Annotated in this window: 18 protein-coding genes and 1 riboswitch; of the genes, 6 read left to right on the forward strand and 12 right to left on the reverse strand. The window is 69.2% G+C overall.

The features are described 5' to 3' along the window. The first annotated feature begins 233 nt into the window (after positions 1-233). A complete protein-coding gene (locus GGQ69_RS12950; RefSeq protein WP_183529177.1) occupies positions 234-731 on the forward strand; it encodes a hypothetical protein in 498 nt (165 codons plus the stop codon). 710 nt (positions 732-1,441) lie between these two features. After that, positions 1,442-1,687, forward strand: coding sequence for a MoaF C-terminal domain-containing protein (locus GGQ69_RS12955; protein WP_183529179.1), 246 nt, complete (start codon positions 1,442-1,444; stop codon positions 1,685-1,687). Between the two features lie 3 nt (positions 1,688-1,690). Here GGQ69_RS12955 and GGQ69_RS12960 read toward each other — a convergent pair whose 3' ends face one another. The 4 genes from GGQ69_RS12960 to GGQ69_RS12975 are packed head-to-tail and all read right to left on the reverse strand — an operon-like array spanning position 1,691 to position 6,361. Beyond that, positions 1,691-2,443: a thiamine phosphate synthase gene (locus GGQ69_RS12960; RefSeq protein WP_370577180.1), complete on the reverse strand. Its 753-nt coding sequence runs from the start codon at positions 2,441-2,443 to the stop codon at positions 1,691-1,693. Beyond that, positions 2,440-3,288 (reverse strand): hydroxyethylthiazole kinase, encoded by an 849-nt coding sequence (gene thiM / locus GGQ69_RS12965; protein WP_370577181.1) that lies wholly within the window; start codon positions 3,286-3,288, stop codon positions 2,440-2,442. Before thiM ends, GGQ69_RS12960 begins: the two co-directional genes overlap by 4 nt. Continuing rightward, positions 3,285-4,712, reverse strand: coding sequence for an MFS transporter (locus tag GGQ69_RS12970; protein WP_370577182.1), 1,428 nt, complete (start codon positions 4,710-4,712; stop codon positions 3,285-3,287). Before GGQ69_RS12970 ends, thiM begins: the two co-directional genes overlap by 4 nt. Continuing rightward, the gene (locus GGQ69_RS12975; protein WP_370577183.1) at positions 4,709-6,361 is read right to left on the reverse strand and encodes a bifunctional hydroxymethylpyrimidine kinase/phosphomethylpyrimidine kinase; all 1,653 of its coding nucleotides are present in this window, start codon (positions 6,359-6,361) and stop codon (positions 4,709-4,711) included. Before GGQ69_RS12975 ends, GGQ69_RS12970 begins: the two co-directional genes overlap by 4 nt. A 44-nt stretch (positions 6,362-6,405) precedes the next feature. Continuing rightward, positions 6,406-6,499: riboswitch (TPP riboswitch) on the reverse strand. Between the two features lie 132 nt (positions 6,500-6,631). Here GGQ69_RS12975 and GGQ69_RS12980 point away from each other — a divergent pair. The 3 genes from GGQ69_RS12980 (at position 6,632) to GGQ69_RS12990 (ending at position 8,482) form a co-directional block, all read left to right on the forward strand. After that, complete coding sequence (locus GGQ69_RS12980; protein WP_183529181.1) at positions 6,632-7,498, forward strand: DUF5067 domain-containing protein; 867 nt, start codon at positions 6,632-6,634, stop codon at positions 7,496-7,498. A 174-nt stretch (positions 7,499-7,672) separates the two neighbouring features. After that, on the forward strand, positions 7,673-7,864 hold the full coding sequence (locus tag GGQ69_RS12985) for a hypothetical protein (protein WP_183529183.1): 192 nt from the start codon (positions 7,673-7,675) through the stop codon (positions 7,862-7,864). Positions 7,865-8,071: 207 nt separating this feature from the next. Further along, complete coding sequence (locus GGQ69_RS12990; protein ID WP_183529186.1) at positions 8,072-8,482, forward strand: hypothetical protein; 411 nt, start codon at positions 8,072-8,074, stop codon at positions 8,480-8,482. 33 nt (positions 8,483-8,515) lie between these two features. Here GGQ69_RS12990 and GGQ69_RS12995 read toward each other — a convergent pair whose 3' ends face one another. After that, complete coding sequence (locus GGQ69_RS12995; RefSeq protein WP_183529188.1) at positions 8,516-9,181, reverse strand: NAD(P)-binding domain-containing protein; 666 nt, start codon at positions 9,179-9,181, stop codon at positions 8,516-8,518. A 119-nt stretch (positions 9,182-9,300) separates the two neighbouring features. Continuing rightward, entirely contained in the window at positions 9,301-12,447 is a 3,147-nt protein-coding gene (locus tag GGQ69_RS13000) for a DUF3427 domain-containing protein (protein ID WP_370577185.1), read from the reverse strand. A 168-nt stretch (positions 12,448-12,615) separates the two neighbouring features. Here GGQ69_RS13000 and GGQ69_RS13005 point away from each other — a divergent pair, with 168 nt between their 5' ends. Next, the gene (locus tag GGQ69_RS13005; protein ID WP_183529190.1) at positions 12,616-13,050 is read left to right on the forward strand and encodes a hypothetical protein; all 435 of its coding nucleotides are present in this window, start codon (positions 12,616-12,618) and stop codon (positions 13,048-13,050) included. Between the two features lie 82 nt (positions 13,051-13,132). Here the strand turns inward: GGQ69_RS13005 and GGQ69_RS13010 are convergent, their stop codons facing one another. From GGQ69_RS13010 to GGQ69_RS13035, 6 genes are read right to left on the reverse strand one after another with little or no spacing between them, the layout of a single operon-like run. Next, positions 13,133-13,495: a monovalent cation/H(+) antiporter subunit G gene (locus GGQ69_RS13010; RefSeq protein WP_183529192.1), complete on the reverse strand. Its 363-nt coding sequence runs from the start codon at positions 13,493-13,495 to the stop codon at positions 13,133-13,135. Further along, positions 13,495-13,773, reverse strand: a complete 279-nt coding sequence (locus GGQ69_RS13015) for a monovalent cation/H+ antiporter complex subunit F (protein ID WP_183529194.1) — start codon at positions 13,771-13,773, stop codon at positions 13,495-13,497. Before GGQ69_RS13015 ends, GGQ69_RS13010 begins: the two co-directional genes overlap by 1 nt. After that, entirely contained in the window at positions 13,770-14,180 is a 411-nt protein-coding gene (locus tag GGQ69_RS13020; RefSeq protein ID WP_183529196.1) for a Na+/H+ antiporter subunit E, read from the reverse strand. Before GGQ69_RS13020 ends, GGQ69_RS13015 begins: the two co-directional genes overlap by 4 nt. Continuing rightward, a complete protein-coding gene (locus tag GGQ69_RS13025; protein ID WP_183529198.1) occupies positions 14,177-15,757 on the reverse strand; it encodes a proton-conducting transporter membrane subunit in 1,581 nt (526 codons plus the stop codon). Before GGQ69_RS13025 ends, GGQ69_RS13020 begins: the two co-directional genes overlap by 4 nt. Then, positions 15,754-16,083 (reverse strand): sodium:proton antiporter, encoded by a 330-nt coding sequence (locus GGQ69_RS13030; protein WP_183529505.1) that lies wholly within the window; start codon positions 16,081-16,083, stop codon positions 15,754-15,756. Before GGQ69_RS13030 ends, GGQ69_RS13025 begins: the two co-directional genes overlap by 4 nt. A gap of 4 nt (positions 16,084-16,087) precedes the next feature. Then, positions 16,088-19,270 (reverse strand): DUF4040 family protein, encoded by a 3,183-nt coding sequence (locus GGQ69_RS13035; RefSeq protein WP_183529200.1) that lies wholly within the window; start codon positions 19,268-19,270, stop codon positions 16,088-16,090. Between the last annotated feature and the right edge of the window lie 96 nt (positions 19,271-19,366).

Below are 19,366 nucleotides of genomic sequence, written 5' to 3' on the forward strand. Positions count from 1 at the left end.
ACCATCGTCTGGTGGCGGTGAAATCCCGGAGCGGTGGCCATCATGGCACTCTCGGGTCACCGGGGGCCGCTGTCAGATCCAGTGCAACTGCCAGCGTCAAGTGGGTCGTGCGGCCCTTGTCAAAAGAACCGTCCCTGGGCTTTGCTTCCGTGCATGCCCGGGCCCCACCCACGGGTGCTCCACTGGCTCGGGTTGCAGGTTCCCCCTGTTTCACCCGAACATCGGAGATCGTCATGAACCGTGTCATCGTTCGCCGTTTCGCATCTGCCTTGATGGCAGCGGGACTGGTCACCGCTGCTGCGCCGGCCGTCGCCGCGCCTAACGGCACGCCCCCTGAAGGTTTCGAAGGAGAGTTAGGAGAGCCCTATACGACTGCCTGTGCCGGCCTTGACCTCGAAGGATCCGTCTCAGGCAAGTTCAAACAGATCGAGACTCCGGTTGGAACCACCATCCAGACCTCTCCCGGAACCAAGGTCACGCTGACCAATCCCGATAATGGCAAGACGGTGAGGTATGTCATCACCGGGTCGTTCCATATTTCGAAGGATGCAGATGGCAACACGGTCACCGAAGCCAGGGGCAGGAACCTTCTCACCCGCGAGGAGTATCCGGGCCTCTACCTCACGATCGGCAACGTCTTCTTTGTCCAGGATCCCGACGGGGAATTCTTGGATGAATTTTCTCTTGAAGGCCCAGGCCGGGTCATCAACATCTGTGAAGAACTGTCCTAAACGGACCAACTAAAGCCAGGACCGAGGGGCATCCCATAGGGGGATGCCCCTCGGTCGCGTGATGCGGCGTCCCGGACCGTGGCTACCGGTCCATGTCCATCCAGGCGCCGGGGTGCTGTCGGGGCTGGTACCCGGATCCGGGTGTGGGCCGGGTGGGTGCCCTGGGGTCGGGGTTGGGTCGCAGGGGTGAGTGGGACGCGACGGGGCTGCGGTAGTGGTGGCGGTCGGTCAGCCGTAAGCGGTCGCGGAGCTCGGTGCGGTTGATGGACTCGCTCCAGGTTGGGGGTCGAGTCGCCGATGACGTCGGCCAGCAGGCTGTCACGGATGTGCTCGCTGTTGGCAGCGGCGTGGACCATGAGCGCGGCCTGTTCGACGGTCAGTCCGGTCTTGGACTGGGCTCCTGCGGTGAGGGCCAGCGAGGCCCACTCGAACTGGACGGAGGGTGGCATGGAGCCGAAGCGTCCGGCGGCGGCTGGGGACAGGGTGGCCCGCTGGTGATCAGGGCCCGGCGCGTGGCGTCTGGCGAGCTCGTCGCGCGAGGCGGTGGGCTGGTTGCCGGTGGCGATGTCCATCTGGACTCCGGCAGTGGTCTCCAGGTCCATCGATGGGCTGCACCCCGTGCTCGAGGGCGAACACGCGCAGCTGGTGATCCTGTACCACCCAGGACTGGGCGGTAGCCCCGGTGTGGGCGGTGCAGGCGTCCTGGACCGATGGGGCGCGTTCGGGTCCGTCGGAACCGGCATTGCATCCAGGGCGTCGAACTCGCCGACGTCGTCGTGCTCCTGAACTGGAGCGAGACCGTCATGCCGGTCGAGTCCTTCGTGGTCATCGACCTCTTCCACGAGCGCTCCATCGGACGCATGTTCTGGTGGGACGGTCCCACTCTCGCCCCGATGCACCTGCCCTTCGACAGTCAGTTCACCGTGCTCAACGACACCCGGCACCCGGCCGATTGACCCCTACCGGTCCAGCACCTCCTCGGTGGTGCTGGAGGTGTCCATCCCGGCCAGCACCTCGCCCACCACGGCGCCCGGGTCCGGCGCGTCCATGATCGCGCGCACCAGCGCGACGCCGGCCACCCCCGTCCGGGCGAGCGCCGGCACGTCCCGCGGTTCGACACCCCCGATCGCCACGACCGGCAGCGACGTGGCCGCGACCAGCCCGTGGTACCCGTCCACCCCGAGCGGGTCCCGGCCGGAGTCCTTGGTGGGGGTCGGCCGGAAGGGCCCGGCCCCGACGTAGTCGATCACCCCGCGCAGCCGCTCGGCCGCGCGGACCAGGTCCGGGGTCCCGGTGGTCAGCCCGATGACGGCCTCCGGCCCCAGCAGCGCCCGGGCCTCGGTGACCGGCAGGTCGTCCTGGCCCAGGTGCACCCCGTGGACGGCCGCCCCGCGGGCACGCGCGGCGAAGGCGACGTCGGCACGGTCGTCCACCAGCACGCGCGTGGCCGGCCGGGCCGCGTGCACGGCCTCGGCGACGGCACAGGTCAGGTCCAGCAGTCCGGCGGCGGTGGCCTCCTTGGCCCGGACCTGCACGACGCCGGCCCCGGCGGCCGCAGCCGCAGCCGCCACCTCCACGGTGCGCCGGCCGGTGCCGGAGGTGACCAGGTAGCAGCGCAGGTCCAGCGATGCATGGGATCCGCCGGTCGGCGTGCGGTGTCGGCCCAGGCGGGTCACCCGCGGGCGGAGCCGTCCGGCCGCTCCCCCGGTCACCGTCCCACCTCGTCGAGCGCGTCCAGCAGGTGCATCCGGAACGACCCCGGCCCGGCGGCCCGCCCGGCCGCGACCTCACCGGCCAGGTTCAGCCAGGTGGTCGCCGCGAGCGCGGCGCGGAACGGGTCCGGTTCGACCGCGGTGCAGGCGGCCGTCAGGGCCCCGAGCAGGCAACCGGTGCCGGTGACCCGGGTGAGCAGACCGGTCCCGCGGTCCACCCGCGCCTGCCGGCGGGCGTCGAGCACGAGGTCCACGGCACCCGAGACGGCGACGGCACCACCGGTCCTGAGTGCCGTCGACATCGCGGCGTCCTCCGCCGCGTCCGGCCCGGCCACCGAGTCGGCCCCGCGCCCGCCGGCGCCTGCCCCGGCCAGGGCGAGCACCTCGGAGGCGTTGCCCCGCACCACGGTCGGCCGGAAGTCCAGCAGTTGGCGGGCCAGCGGTGTGCGCACCGGCGCGATGCCGATCGCGGTGGGGTCCAGCACCCACGGGCGCCGGTCCGCGACGGCGACGGCCACCGTGGCGGGGATGCCCTCCATGGCGTCCGTGCTCAGGGTGCCCAGGTTCACGGCCAGCGCGTCGGCCACCCGGGTCAGGGTGGGGGCCTCGGCGAGGGTCTCGGTCATCATCGGGCGGGCGCCGGCGGCCAGCAGGCCGTCGGCGACGAGGGCCATGGAGACGGTCGCGGTGAGACAGTGCACCAGCGGCTGGCCGGCGCGCACCGCGGTCAGGACGTCCGCGACCGGTGCGAGGTCCGGATCGGCGGTCGGGTGCGCGCCCGTCGCGGCGCCGGGATCAAGGGTCCGATCGGGGGCGGGCTGAGCGTCGGCCCGAGCCCCGGTCACCGGGACCCTCCCCGGGCGGCACCCACCGGGGCGTCGGGCACCATCCCGACGGCGACGTCGTCGATGTCCCCCTCGATGTCCCGCGGCGCCAGCCGCGGGCCGAGCGCCGCGCCGAGCACCACGAGGGCCCCGCCGAGCGCGACCATGCCCATCACCGAGCCGTGCCGGCCCAGGACCGGTTCGATGAGCGGCAGGTAGAAGGGGTAGAGCGCCGGCAGCACCAGGGACAGGCTGTAACCCATCCCGTAGCCGGTGGAGCGGACCTCGGTGGGGAACCGCTCGGAGAGATACGCCGAGACCGGTCCGTAGGCGGAGACCGTGATGACCTGCAGCACCGCGGCGCAGACGGCCGCCCCGGCCAGGGTGGGCGAAGTGACGGCGGCCCACCACACCAGCGGCCCGGCCAGCGCGGCGACCGTCCCCCACAGGAGGAACAACCGTCGCCGTCCGGTGAGCGTGGCCAGGTGACCGGCCAGGGCCATGACGATCGCCTGCGCCACCGAGGCGATGCCCATGACCACCGGCACCCCGGTGGCGGGCAGTCCGGAGTCCTCGGCGAGCCGGGCGGTGAGCAGCAGCACCGTGGAGTTGGTCAGCAGCCACAAGCCGGACATCAGGATGAACACCTGCCAGAAGGCCCGCGCCCACCGTCCGGCGAGCAGGTCGCGCAGTCCGGCCCTCGGGGCGGCGGGCCGTGCGGCGGCCTCCCGGGCGCGGCGGTGGAAGACCGGGGCGTCGGTGACCTGGCGGCTGTAGTAGACGAGCATCCCCAGGGACAGCGCGGCGCCGAGGACGAAGAGCAGCCGCCAGCCCCAGGCCGCGTAGGCGTCGGGGCCCAGGAGCACGAGCAGTCCGGCCACGGAGAACGCGATGGTCGCCTGAGCCCACGGGGCCATGGACAGGATCAGCCCGCTCATCAGCCCGCGGCGCCTTGCGGTGGACCACTCCATGGCCAGCGGGATGGCCGCGGAGTACTCCCCCGCCACGAAGATCCCGCACAGGAAGCGCAGCACGAGGATCAGGCCGATGGTCCCGGCGCCGAGGATCTCGTGGGTGGGCGTGGCGGCGATGGCCAGCGCGCAGGCGGCGGTCCCGGCGATCGCGATCCGCGTGGTGCGGGTGCGCCCGAGCCGGTCGGAGATGCGCCCGAACACGATCCCGCCGATCGGCCGGCCCAGCAGCATCGCGATGACGATCAGCGCCCCGGTGGACGCGGCGGCGGCGGGCCCGGCGAGCACGAGCATGGCCGGGGCGAGTGCGGTCAGCGGCAGGAAGACGTGGATGTTGTCGATCCAGTTGCCCACCACCCCGGCGCGCAGCGCGGCCCGTCCCGCCGGGGGCAGGCTCTCATTCGGAGTCCCGGTGGAGGTCTCGGTGGTGGTCTGGGTCCCGACGGCGGCCTGCGCCGTGGTCGCGCCCGTCACCGGACGCTCCCGGCGAGTGCTGCGGCGGGGGCCTCGGCGCTGACTGCCGCGGGGGCCTGGATGCGGGGCTGCACGGGCGCCTCGGCCCGGCCCCCGTACTCACCAGGTTCGAGGCGCAGGGCCTGCTCGAAGAACTCGAGCTCGTGCCGGCAGGCGGTCAGGTAGGCGCGGGCGGCCCGGGCGCGCACGGCCGGGGAGGCCGCGGCGAGCTCGCGCTCCACGTGGGCCAGCGCGGACTCGGTGGCGGTCACGAAGCCCGGGTCCCGGTAGGTGTCCAGCCACGCGGCGTAGGGGTGGTCGGCGGGCACCGCGGGCAGCATCGCCCCCACCTGGGCGTAGAGCCAGAAGCACGGCAGCACCCCGGCCACGCCCACGGCACGGTCCTCGCCGAGGGCGGTGGCCAGCAGGAAGTCCGTGTAGGCGCTCGTCACCGGTCCAGCGACGGGGGCCGGGCGATCACCGAGCCAGGTGCGGTGCAGTTCGGCCTCCTCGGTGAGGCAACCGTGGGCCGCCCCGGACCAGAAGACCTGCGCGTCCAGCTCGGTCGAGCGGGCGGCGAGGGCGGCCATCGCCCGGGAGTACCCGTTGAGGTACAGCGCGTCCTGGGCCAGGTAGAACTCGAAGGCGTGCCGGGTCAGGCTTCCGTCCACGAGGGCACGGACGAACCCGGAGCCGGCGATGGCGGCGTTGACCTCCGCCCCGGCGGCCCACAACGCCGCGGTCCACGGACCGGCGGGCGCGACGGCGGCCGGCACCCGGGCTTCGGGGTCCCGGCGCGGGGCACCCAGGTCCTGCGGGGACCCGAGGACGGGCGGGACGGCGTCGGGGGCGAACCAGGGGGCGGCGGAGGCGGCGGCCTGCAAACGGCGCGAGCGGTGCCCGTGGTCCACGGGTCCGTGGCCGGAACCGACCTGCAGGGCGGCCCCGTGGGCGATCGCCTCATGCAGCCACTCGGTGGCCCAGGCCAGTGCCGTGCCCGGGGCGTCCCCGCGGCCCAGCCGGGTGGCGAGCGCGGAGGACAGGGAGCAGCCGGTGCCGTGCGTGCTGGTGGTGTCGATGCGCGTGGACGGCACGGAGATCAGCGTCCCGTCCGGGTGCACCCAGGTGTTCGTGACCCGCCGGGTGTCCAGGTGCCCGGTCTTGACCACCACGGCCACGCCGGTCGCGGCTGACCAGCGGGCGGCCTGGTCCAGGGCCTCGGCCTCGTCGGCGGCGCGCGGCGAGCCGGTGAGCACGGCGAGCTCGTCGATGTTGGGGGTGACCACCGTGGCGCGGCGGCAGAACTCGATCATGGCCTGTTCGGCCTCGGGCTGCAGCAGGCGGTGGCCGCTGGTGGCGATCATGACCGGATCGACCACGAGCACGGCCGGCGGGTGCTCGTCGCACCAGGCGGCCACGGTCTCGATGATGCCGGTGGTGCCGAGCATGCCGGTCTTGACGGCGTCCAGGGTGACGTCGTCGCTGACGGCCTCCAGCTGGGCGCGCAGGAAGTCCGTGGGCGGGACGTGGAGGTCCCGCACGCCGTGGGTGTTCTGGGCGACGAGCGTGGTCACCACGCTCATGCCATAACCGCCGGCGGCGGTGATGGACTTCAGGTCCGCGGCGGTGCCGGCGCCCCCGGAGGGATCGGTGCCGGCGATCGACAGCACGCGGGGCCCGGATGCGGGGACAGGCGGAATCTGGGTATGGCAAGAAGAAGTCACGCGGACATCCCTTCGCTAGTCCTAACTAGATCAGGTTCCACGGGTGTCATCTCAGCGCCGTGCGGCGCACCCCGTGTCCGCGGCCAAGTATAGGCAGGCGCAACGGACCGACGGGGCTATCGAGCGAAACGTCTCGACTCAAACCCTCAGCCGGTTCAAGGCATCACGCATAGGAACGACGATCACCGTCGTCTCAAGGAAGAGGGGCACCTCCCCGTGCGCACCACATCCACCACCTCGTTGGCTCTCGTCGTGGCCCTGGGCCTCGCGCTCACCGGATGCGCCTCTCCAGCTGGCAGTGCGGGCAACACCGCCGAATCGAACAGCGCCGATGGCTCCCAGTCCGCATCCAGTCCGGAAGCGCCCGAGCCCGTTGATCTCACTGGCGAGTGGGCACAGTCCAACAAGGGCTCCGGAAGCAAGCACGTGGCGACCATCGTCGACGATACGATCACCATCTACTGGGTCAACGCGGAGGATGAATCGAAGTCCCTGTACTGGGCCGGCAGCGTCGAACAACCCGAGGACGCAACGGCAGCCTTCACCTGGGACTCGGTCAATGACACGTCCAAGACGGGTTCCGCACTCCTGGCGTCCAGTGACGACCAGAAGACCTTCACCCTGGACGGCGACACCATCAGCTACGAGGCCGCCGCGCTCGGTGAGACGTGGACGGTTGAGCTGGAGCAGACCAGCACCACCCCCGCAGCGGCCCCCGCGGACGATCAGGACACCACCGGGGAGTACGACGTCACCATCGAGGATGCGACCTTCGCCAAGGACTACGCCGGAGAACCGGCGATCGTTGTCAGCTATGAGTTCACCAACAACTCCGACGAGGCCGCCAACTTCATGACCGCCATACACGACCAGGCGTTCCAGAGCGGCGTCGAGCTTGAAAGCGCCATAGTCGATGACGTCGACTCGGCGCTTTCGATGTCCGACATCAAGCCGGGTACTACGGTCACCATCCAGGAGGCCTACGTCCTGCGGGATGAGACCACGGTGTCCGTGGAAGTACGGGAGCTGTTCAGCTTCTCCGAGGCAGTCCTGACCTCCGAGGAATTCTCCGTCAAGCAGTAGATGCTCCCTCGACGTCGGCAATAATCGGGACGAGGGGGACGTCCTAACCGTGCTGTGCGTCGCCCCCGGCCATCACGACCGGCCCGTCGCGGCCCTCCGAGAGGCCATCGGTCTGGGGTCCTGACCGCTGGCCGAGGTCCTGCCCCCTGGGGCGGCCTGCCCGAACAACCGGGCATGTTCGCGGTGTCCTGGCTGGACATGCGCCGGCTACCGGTGAGGATCGACGCCGCCGCGCCGGACGCCCAGTACGTCAGCGTCGGCATCGAGACCAACGGCGTGATGCTCTGGTTCATCGTCGATGAATCCGGGGGGCGCACCTGCGCTGCTGCCACCCGGAACCGCGGGCGAGAAGCACAGCGTCGGTGAACGGCTGGACGCGCTGATCATCGGGATATGCGAGCGCGCCGTGTGCCCCCTGAACATGGTGGCCACGTGACCGGCACCGGAAGGAGCCGGATTGCCGGCTTCGGGACCACCGCACGAAGCCTCTTGACATCCCTCCGGCGCTGCCGAAAATGACTGGTATCCAACTGAATCATCTGGGATTCCATGCCGAGATCCGGCAGAGGAGGAATGATGTTGTACCCGCCCGAGGATGCCCGCGAGCTGACGGTGTTGATGCGGCTCAGCCGCGAGCTGGACATCGTCGGTGACCTGACCGCCACCGTGGACGGTCCCTCAGAACTGATCGCCTGGGTCCTGGTGCTCGGCCGGCCCGAGATCACCGCCTGGCGGGCCGAGCACACCGGTCACCGGTACATCCATGCCACGGCGAACCGTGACCGGGCGCCGGTCCGCGGCATGCTCACCGCCTTGTTGCCCTGCGAGCACCACCGGGGATTCTGGCGCGCCCTGGGGCTGGACGACCTGGCCGAGGGCGAGCGCCGGACCCTGAAGGGCACGGACCTGTCCTCGGCGTGGGAGTCCATGCCGATCACCACGGAGGACATCGCGCCCAAGCCGCCGGCGACCGAAGAGGCCTAACCGGGTTGTGGGCGTCCGCGGTGGGCGTGCGCCTCAGCGGGTCGCGAGGGCGCAGGCCTCGCTCAACAGTTCGGTGAGACGTGCCACCGGGTGCGTGGTGGCGAAGATGGGGGTGTCCGGTTCGAACGCGCGGCCCGCGGCGAGCGGGCCGGCATCCACCGGGTCGTAGCCCAGGCGGTCCAGGAAGGTCCCGACGGCGGCCCGGGCGGCGTCGCTGTCGCCGGCCAGTGCCAGCGCGCGGCGGTCCGGATCGCCTGCGGGGCGCGCCAGGGTCTCAAGGTCCCGGTAACCGATGTGGTTGAGGGTCTTGACCACCGAGGAACCGGCGAGGAAGTCCTGGACGACCTCGGAGGTGGAGCGGTGGTCGGCCTCGAATTCCGCGATCTCCCCGTCCACGGGGGCCCAGTAGTTCATGGTGTCGACGACGGTGCGGCCGGCCAGGGCATCAGCGTCCAGCGTGCGGAACTTGTGCATGGGGACGGCGACGACCACCATGTCCGCCTGTGCCGCCTCGGCGGCATCCACGGCCTGAGCGCCCGGGGTGATGATGTCCGCGATCATCGCGATCTCCTCGGCCGGCTTGGCGGTGGCGATCTTCACCTCGTACCCGGCCTGCAGTGCCTGTCTGGCCACGGCCGTCCCGACACGGCCTGCGCCGAGGATGCCGATGGTGCGGGGCTGGGAAACGGGCGTGGTCACAAGGCTCCTGAGGACGCGCGGAAGAATGCTCTCGGGTTGAAGTAACGCGGGTGGGGGTGAGTTTGTTCCGCTCCGAACGACATGTCCTCCTCGCCGACCACTGCTTGTCCCCTGATGGATCAGGCCACGGCGCTCGCGACCCTGAAGACTTCCATGGGCATCTCTCGATGCAGATTCCACGTGACTTGCATGGGGCGCTCGCCATGCCACGAGTTGAGATCCGCCGTTCCCAAACAAACGAACGGAGCGGTCCCGATGTCGTTGCTGGGCGTCTCGCGAACGAACAGGATCGTGTTGGTCTCGTTGGACTCTTTGGTGGCGTATCTCCGACCCGTCGGAGATGTTGCTCGCGTGGTGTTCTGACTCTCCCAATGGAACTGACTGCGACTGATGGCGTAGTCGCGATACATGGTGGTCGGTGAGAAACTTCGTTCGGACTTCCTCAGATTGATGAGAAACGCGTCTGTTTCATACTTCTCTGACCACGCCACGCCAGAGACATGAGCCATGTCCGGAGAAGACTCGAAGGTGCGGATTCCAAGGGCCGGCAAGATCTCTTCGCGTCTGTAGTGAGCATGAGTAAAAAGAGGGACTTCTTCTCTCAAGGAGGTCCTCGTCGGATTGGTCCGCGTGGACGAAAGTCGATGCTCGAAGATCTCTTCTACTTCCGCAACAAACTGCGTCTGGGTCCGCACCCATTGGAAAGCCTCGTCTAAGGAAGCGAACCGTCCCTTTTGGTAGATCGCCGTGAAATAGAGCATCTCGGCGAAGACCTTGTCGCGACCGGTGAGCTCCGAGATTCTTATGTCCTCGCGGAGCAGGGCCAAGTAGGCCTCAGCCCGCTCCTGATCATCGACATGCAGCAATGACGAGGCACGGAGAATTTGATTCAGTTCCGTCTTGGGCATGTCGTCTCGTGGTTCTGCCCGATCGGCTTTCATCTTGAGCGTCGTCCATGAGCGGCCGTTCGAGCCTGACCGGTAAATGTCTGAAAGACTCCGGCCAGCTTCTTCGAGGTACTGATCGAGCCGGTACTCCCACAACGACCGGCCATCAGCGTGCTCTCGGATATCCTGCGCCAACTGATTCGCGGTCATCGCGATCTGTCCCTTGACGTTTCTGATGACAACGTCCTTGGCGACAGAGTCGAGGATGATCTGGGAACCAGCAGGAAGGAAGGGAAAGTCCTTTTCGATGTCGTCGATGAGGCGCTTCCGACCGGACCCCGTCAGCGCTCGCAACTTCCGGTCGAAACGGAACTCCTTCCGTTGCATGCCAATGAAGTCCAAGACCGTGAGCACGTCCTTGCCAAACGAGCGCCGCAGACCACGCCCCAACTGCTGGAGGAAGATCGTCGCGCTTTGGGTCGGACGGAGAAACAGAACCGTATTGATCTGAGGGATGTCGAGACCCTCATTGAAGACGTCGACGGTGAAAATGCACTTGATCTCGCCCCGTCGGATAGCCTCAAGCGTCTTTCGACGTTCATCACTCCGCGTCTCTCCCGTGACGACGGCCGAGGGAATATTGGCGGCGTTGAATCGATCTGCCATGAAACGTGCGTGAAGAACGGAGACACAGAATCCCAGCGCCTTGAGGTCTTCCAGCGATCCGGCTTTGTCCAGGAGCTGGTGCGCGACCAGTCGTGCTCGCGCATCATCACCGGTGTAGAGGTTCTCGAGTTCCCGGGAGACGTACTTTCCAGCCCGCCAGGAAATCTCGGAGACGTCGACATTGTCGGACACGCCGAAGTAATGGAAGGGGACCAGAATGTCAGCATCCAAGGCGTCCCACAGCCGCAACTCCGACGCAACCCGGTTATCGAAAAGAGTCTTGACGTTAACACCATCCGCTCGCTCCGGAGTGGCGGTTAGACCCAACAACTCGTGTGGCTGGAAATGTTCCAGGATGGACCGGTAGGTGGCGGCCTCAGCATGATGGAACTCGTCGATGACCACGACGTCGAAATGGTCGTCGGCAAAGGAGATCAATCCCTTGGCTGTCAACGATTGAACACTGGCAAACACATGGTTCCACTCCTGCGGACGACGCCCGTCCACGAAGAGCTCCCCGAAGGATCCGTCAGCGAGGACATTTCTGTATGTCCGCAATGCCTGTTCGAGAATCTCTCGTCGATGTGCGACGTACAGCAATCGCAGGTCCTGGCGATGCTCGGCCAGGAGGTTCCGATAGTCCAGGGCCGCGATGACCGTCTTGCCGGTTCCGGTGGCTGCAACGATGAGGTTCCGGTGACGCTGGTGGATCGCTCTCTCCGCTTGGAGATCTTCCAGCATCAATGCCTGGTGTGGGTAAGGACGCACGTCCAGTCCTGAAAGATCAACCGGCTCACCCTGGCTGGCAAACGAACCGTTTTTGATCTCGCGATCCAGGCGCGCAGCGTCCTGATCTGGGTCATACGGTTCGAAGGACGGGTCCTGCCAGTACGTTTCGAAGGTGGCCTCGAACTTCCGCATGAGTTCAGGCGTGGCGATAGAGGACAACCGAACGTTCCACTCCAGCCCCTCCAACAGGGCGGACTTGGAGAGATTCGATGAGCCCACATATGCGGTGCTGAATCCACTGTGCCGGTGGAACATCCAAGCCTTGGCGTGCAACCGGGTCGACTGCGTCTCGTAGCTGATGTGGACCTCACCACCGAAATCCTTCACGATGCGGTCGAGAGCCCGCCGCTCCGTTGCTCCCACATAGGTGGTCGTGATGACTCGGAAGGGCACCCCACGTCTCTTGAGCTCGCCGAGCTGTTTCTCGAGCACTCGAAGACCGTGCCACTTCACGAACGCGCACAGCAGATCGATCCGATCTGCCGTCTCGATTTCGGATCGCAGTTCGGCGCCCAGGCTCGGTTCATGGGAAGAGTTCGTCAGAAGCGCTGCGTCGGACAACGGTGCTTCCGGTCGGGTCATCAGCGCTTGCGACGGATCATCGACCCTACGAATTTCCGCCAGGGTCGACAGACCGTTGTGTACATCGGGTGCTTCAGATCGGTAGTCGTCACCCAGGAGATCAATGATCTGCTGCGCCAGTTCGACGCGCTTGGACACGTTCCGCTCCGCTTCCAAGGCGTGCCGGATGACAGTGGACAGGTGAGTGGTCAGTCGTTGCGGGTCTTCACCCCCGGGAACATCCAGGGTACGAAAGGTGGCGTCCTGTAAACGGGCCAGCCTGTCCGCCAGCCCTTCGGTCAGCAACGACTCATAGACCCCCACCGGCAGGACGGACATTCCCTCATCAGACACAGCATCCACGGGCGTCCCCTTCACTAGCGATGACGAGATGCCGGACCCCCACGTGACCAGCGACGTCGATGATCGAACGCTAACAGTCGACTGGGACGCGTGTTGCCAGAGGGCCCGGCTCCACGTCGAGAATCGAGCCTGTAGCCGCCGCCAAGAGAGCACCATAGACTCACCCCCATGACCTCGGAGCCACAGCACCCGGACCAGACTGCCGCTCGAGAAGGCCGCCCCGCCGACTCCACGAAGCAGCCCGCCGAGCCCGTCTCGGTCCGCCGGAAGGCGGGCGGGCCGACGTCGGGGGTCTCGGCGCGGTCCAACACTGCGGACGCGTGGGATCAGTTGCGGAGCACGACCTCATCCGTCACGCAGCAGATCAACGACTTCATGACCCGCACCACCGGGAGCCGCACCGAGCGGGACACCACGATCCGCCAGGCCGCCGAGCGCGGCCGCGGCGAGGCCGGGCGCGGGCTGCGCGCCCTGGCCGAGGCCGCCGCGAAGCTGGCCGACCTCGTGGACGGCAGCTCCGAGCGCAAGGGCCAGCATGCCGACGAGCCGCGCATCCTGGAGCAGCCGAAGGCCGCACCCACCCAGGACGACCAGCGCTACTGACGCGTCGCGCCGCGGTCATGACCGCAGCGTCCGCCCGCCCGGTGCGCTCCCAGCAAGTCAGGCTTCTGACGCGTCCGGGACCTCAGGCGTCTGGAGATGTCCGGGCCGACCCGGCCAGGTCCTGGGGGTGGGTCTGGGGATCCACGGGAGCACCGGACTGGTACACCGCGCGGGCGAGGGTGTTCGAGGCCAAGGAGGACACGATGACCAGGGAGGCGATGGTGACGAGGCTGACCAGCAGGATCCACCAGTCGAACCCGTCGCGGCCGGTCAGGTGCGCGAACACCCCGGCCACCATCAGCGGGAGGCCCATCCCCGTGGCCGGCGAGAACACGTTCATCATCTGCAGGGCGTCCCGGGCCCGGACCATGGCCACGGCCGAGAGCAGCACCAGCAGCGCGCCCCCCAGGATCAGGACGGCGGCGAGGATCTGATACCCCTCCACTAGCGTTCCCCTCTCGTCAGAATGCGTGCCAGTGCCACGGTGGCCAGGATGCCCAGGAACGCCGCGAGCATGGCGGCGTCCTGGATGACCGCGGAGCCGGACTGGATGCCGACGATCATCAGGATCCCGATGCCCGCGAAGTACACCAGGTCCCCGACCACGGCCCGTTCGGCGGCCGAGGAGGCCGTGAAGATCCGGTAGAGCCCCAGCAGGATGGCGACGGCCAGGATCAGGAGCACTCCGGAGAGCAGCACGTCATAGGCGGTGTCGATGCTCATCGGACGTCCCCTTCCGCGTGGTCCTGCCATCGTGGCCCGCGGGTCATCCTCAGCAGCCGGTCCTCCATCTCCCGCAGGCCCTCGTGGACGGACTCCCGGTCCGCGTCGAAGACCGAGTGCACGAAGACGGTCACCGGTTCGGTGTCCGTGCCGTGGGCGGTGCCCACCACGAGGGTGCCCGGGGTGATGGTGATGGAGGAGGCCATCCACGTGACCTCCAGGTCGGTGCTGCAGCGCAGCGGGAAGGCCACGATGGACGGCTCCGCGAACCGGCCGGGGGTCACGGCGCGCCGGGCCACGGTCAGCGACCCCGCGATCACCTGGCCGATGAGCCAGGCCACGTAGGCGACCATGGACCCGACGCTGAACCGCCAGGAGCTGCGGTGACGCGGCTGGTCGGTTCTCATGGCAGCACCGCCTCGATGTAGGGACCGGTCTCGAAGAGCCCCGCCGTCGCGGTCTCGATGAAGGGCATCAGGGCCCCGGCGAAGAGGAAGAGGGCGATGGACACGCCCATCATCATCGTCCCGGGGGCCAGCAGGCGCAGCGGGATGCGCACGTCGCCCTCCAGGGTCTGGGCCTTCGCGCGTCCCCCCTCCGGCGCGGCCGGCCAGTAGCGGTGGAGCGGGGCCCCGGCGAAGCTGGAGCCCCACAGCCGCTGCAGGGCCACGAGGGTGACCACGGACGAGACCACGATGGCCACCAGGAACACCGGGGTCTGCCAGGCGCCCGCGGGGCCGGTCTCACCGGCCTCCGCCACGGCCAGGCCCAGCCCCAGCTTGCCCCACAGTCCCGAGGTGGGCGGCAGCCCGGCCAGGGACAACAACCCCAGGGCCACCAGGACGGCGGCCAGCCGGTCCCGGTGCATCACCCCGGAGATCCGGCCCAGCACCCCGGTGCCGTAGGTGTGCTCGACGGCCCCCACGGTGGTCAGCAACGAGGCCATCGTGACCACGTGGTGGACCAGGTAGAACAGCCCCGCCGCCACGGCCGCGGGCGAGGTCACGGCGACGCCGATCAGGATGTGCCCCACCCCGGCGACCATCTGGAAGGCCAGGACACCGCGGAACCGCTGCTCTCCGAGGGACCCGATCGCGCCCACCACCATGGTGGCGAGCACGACGACGGCGATCACCACCGCGACCGTGGACGCCATTCCGGCCCCGGCGGCGCCGGACGGCGAGCCCGGTTCGAAGGTGGTGAAGTAGATGCGGAAGATCGCGTACAGCGCGACCTTGGTGTGCAGGGCCGAGAACAGGGCCATGATCCCCGCCGAGGTCCCGGGGTAGGCCCGGGGAAGCCAGCCGTGGACGGGGACCACGCCGGCCTTGATGGCCAGCGCCAGCAGCACCACGGTGACCGCCAGGGCGACCTGGGGATCCTCCGCGGCCCGTCCGGCCAGGACGGCGAGGTTCACGGCCCCGGCCGATCCGTAGACCAGGCCGACGCCCATCAGCAGGATCAGGCTGGTCACCAGGTTGACGATGACGAACATGCGCCCCAGGCCCAGGCGCCGCCAGGTCCCGGTCACCGCGATCAGGGCATAGGACGGCAGCAGCATGACCTCGACGAAGACGAAGAGGTTGAACAGGTCGCCCGTCAGCAGGGCGCCGTTGACGCCGGTCATCAGCAACAGGGCCAGCGCCGGGACGAACCGCAACCGGGCCTCACCGGTGAGGGTCAGGAACCAGCCGGAGGCGGCCGTGGCGAGTCCGGTGGTGGCCAGCATCAGGGCGGTGAGCGTGTCCGAGACCAGGGGGATCGCGATGCCACCCTCGTAGGCGCCGATGGCACTGGCCAGCACGGGGACCTCGCGGTGGTACAGCATCAGGGCCACCGCCCCGGCGACCGCGAGGACGGGGACCCCGACGAGCAGGATCCGGTCGACCACGCGCTGGCGGAGGATCACGGACAGGCCGGCACAGAGCAGGGGCACGGCCACGAACAGCGCCAGCAGGGATCCGGGGGTCATCAGTTCGGTCATGCGTGCTCCTCCCCGGTCTCGGGCACCTTCTCCTGGTCGTCGTCCCGGCCGATCACGGCCAGGGCCAGCATGAAGATGGTGGTGGCCATGGAGATGACGATGGCGGTCAGCACGAAGGCCTGGGGCAGCGGATCCGCGGCGTCCGCGGCGTCCGCCGTGGACATCAGCGGTTCCACGCGCCAGCCCGGCACCCCGGTGGTCAGGAGCAGCAGGTTGACGGCGTGCGAGATCAAGGTGAGCCCGAAGATGGCGCGAACCATGCTCCGCTGTTGCAGCAGCCACACGCCCGCGGCGGTCAGTACGCCCACGGTCACGGCGAGGACCAACATGTCACCGCCCCCATTCGTCAGGCCGGGTGCCGGAGGAGATGTGCTGGGTGGTGGGCTTCACCGGTTTCGCGGGCCTTCCGTCGGTGGCGGCCGTCCGGTCTGCGACGAGCAGGCCGTCGATCGGGTTGTCCATCGGCCCGTCCACCTCGCCCAGCACGGCCTCGTCCACGCGCTCGCGGGCGCCCTCCCCGCCGGGGCGCTGGTGGGCCGAGCGCGCGGTGCCCAGGACGTTGAAGGCGAGCAGGATGAGCCCGACGACGGCCAGGTAGACGCCGGCGTCGAACACCATGGACGTGCTGAGATGCTGGCCGAGGACGTACCCATGCTGGGGCTCCATGTAGGTCCCCGTGAACGCCATGTTCCACAGGCCCGTACCCACGGCGACGACCACGCCGCCGCCGATCAGGTAGATGGGCGCCCGCGGCGCGCCGATCTGCCGGTCCCTCGAAGTGGACACGTAGACGAGCCCGACGATGCCCGAGCCCACGAGAGCGGCGATGAACCCGCCCCCGGGCTCGTTGTGGCCGCGCAGGAACAGGATCGCGGAGATGACCGCGAGCAGCGGGAGCAGGAACCGCAGCATCAGCTGGAGCTGGCTGATGTTGCCCCAGGAGCTGAGGATGGCGCGGCGGGCGGTGTCGCCGCCGAACTCCGGGCCACCGGGGCGGTCGGCGCCGTCCTGCTCCTCGCCGGACGACATCTCCTCACGGGCCACCTTGTCCGGGTCCGGGTCCATGTACCGGTTGCGGACCGTGGAGAGCACGGCGGCCAGCGCGATGCCGGCCATGCCCAGCACGGCCAGCTCCCCGAGGGTGTCCAGGGCGCGGAACTCGACCAGGATGACGTTGACGATGTTGTCCCCGCCGGTGATGTCCTGGCCGTTCTCCAGCAGGTACGTGCCGACCTCGGACTTCTCCCGCCGGCCGGTCAGCCCCCAGGTGGCCAGGCCGGTGGCGAGCCCGGCGCCCACGGCGATGACCGCGGCCGGCAGCGCCCGGGCGGCCCGGGGGCTCTTGAAGGTCCGCGGCAGCTTCTGCAGCACCAGCATGATGACGATGATGGTCAGGCTCTCCACGAGCAACTGCGTCAGGGCCACGTCCGGGGCGCCGAGGGCCAGGATCTGGACCGTCATGAGAATGCCGATGGCCGACAGGGCCACCGTGGCGCCCAGCCGCGATCGGGTGAACGCCACGCCGAGCGCCGAGGCGGCCAGCAGCACGAGCAGCACCACGTCCACCGGCTGGTTCAGGCCCTCGCGCAGCGGCGGCAGGCTGCCCTGGGCACTGAGCAGCAGGACCCCGGGGACCACGACGGCCGCGAGCGAGGCCACCATCATGGCCGCGTGGGAGGCGGCGGCGTCCCGGGCGGTCAGCCGGGCCACGGCGTGGCCGGCCACGGTCAGGCCCCGGGTGCAGGCCTCGATGATCGAGGCACCGCCGAACGGCAGCGCGGCCTCCTCCAGCGCCGGCCAGAGCCGGTGGCGCAGCAGGACCGTCACCACGCCGACGGCGAAGACCGCGAGGGTGGTGAGCAGTTCGGCGGTGATCCCGTGCCAGAGCACGAAGTGCGGTTCCGCCCCGGTGACCGGCAGGGCCGTGTCCGTGGCGGCGCCGACCGCGACGTCCAGCAGCGGCAGGGCGAAGAGCGCGGCGACGGAGGCGAGGATCGGCAGCGCGGTGGCGGTCACCAGGATGCCACCGGGGGCGTGCACCGGGACGTCCGCGGCGATGCCGTGCCCGTGCTCCCGCCCGTGGTCCCGCGCGGCGGCCGGCGCGTGGTGTCCGGCATGGCCCGGACGCCCGGGGCGCTCCGGGTCCAGGAAGCCGCCGACGACGATCTTGGCGCAGTAGGCGAAGGTGAGCACCGAGCCGAGGGCGGCGCCGGCCAGCGCGACCGGGCCCGCCCAGGCGGCGAGCGTGCCGGACGCGCCCCCGTCTGCGGCCCAGTGGTTGAGGGCCGTGAAGATGGACTCCTTGGAGATGAAGCCGAGCAGGGGCGGGATGCCCGCCATCGCGCCGGCGCCCAGGACGGTCACCACGAAGGTGAACGGCAGCGCCCGGTACAGCACCGGCAGGCGCCGCAGGTCGCGGGTTCCGGTGGCGTGGTCCACCACTCCGACCACCATGAACAGCCCGGACTTGAACAGGGCGTGCGCGATGGTGTGGATCAGGGCGGCGGCGATGCCGGCCTCGGTCCCGGTGCCGATCGCGGCGACGATGAGTCCGAGCTGGCTGACCGTGGAGTAGGCCATCAGCTTCTTCAGGTCGTGCTGCTGCAGCGCCCGCCAGCCGCCGACGGCCGAGGTCACCAGGCCCACGATGACGAGCAGGACGGACCACAGCACGTCGTCGTGGAAGACCGGCGAGAAGCGCAGCAGCAGGAAGATGCCGGCCTTGACCACGGCGGCGGCGTGCAGGTAGGCCGAGACGGGGGTGGCGGCGGCCATCGCGTCGGGCAGCCAGGAGTGGAAGGGGAACTGGGCCGACTTGGTCATGGCGGCCAGGGCAATGAGCAGCCCGACCGTGGTGGTGAAGGCGGGGTCCTGGGCCCACAGGTCTGAGGCCATGATCTCGCCCAGGTTCGTGGTTCCCGCCCGGACGGCGATCAGCACGACGGCGACGAGCAGGGCCAGTCCTCCGAGGAAGGTGACGAGCAGGGTCCGCATCGACGGGGCGAAGGCGCTCTGGCCCGAGCGGGCGATGAGCAGGAAGGACGCCAGGGAGGTCAGTTCCCAGCAGATGAACAGGACCGCCAGGTCGTCCGCGGTCACGAGCCCCACCATGGCCAGCGTGAACAGCGCCATCCCGAGGTAGAAGCTCAGGTTGGGGCCGGGGTCCAGGTACCGGGTGGAGTAGACGAGCACCACCGCGCCGATGAGCAGCGCGATGAGGGTGAAGACGCTGGAGACTGGATCGGCGGAGAACGCCAGCCTGATGCCCTCTCCCCCATCTGGGCCCCAGGAGGGGATCCACGGGATGGACCACGTGGCGGGTGAAGCGGCTGCAGCACCGCCGGCACCGGCGCGGGCAACCGTCCCCTGGGCCAGGGCGGGCAGGTACGCCACGGCGGCGAGCGTGTAGACGGCCGCCAAGGGCCATCCGGCGTTGCGGCCCCACCACCGGCAGAACAGGGGGGTGAGGATGAGTCCGACCGCAAGGAGGGCAAGGGTCAGTGCGGTGGACATGCTTTCCAGCGTAGCAATCCCGGCACGGAGAAACTCCCTGCGTCCCTCCTTGACGCACACGCCCCGTCGTCCGTGCTCCCGGTCGGCAGCACCCGG

Origin of the sequence: Micrococcus sp. TA1 (assembly GCF_014199555.1) — a bacterium.
Taxonomy (GTDB): domain Bacteria; phylum Actinomycetota; class Actinomycetes; order Actinomycetales; family Micrococcaceae; genus Citricoccus.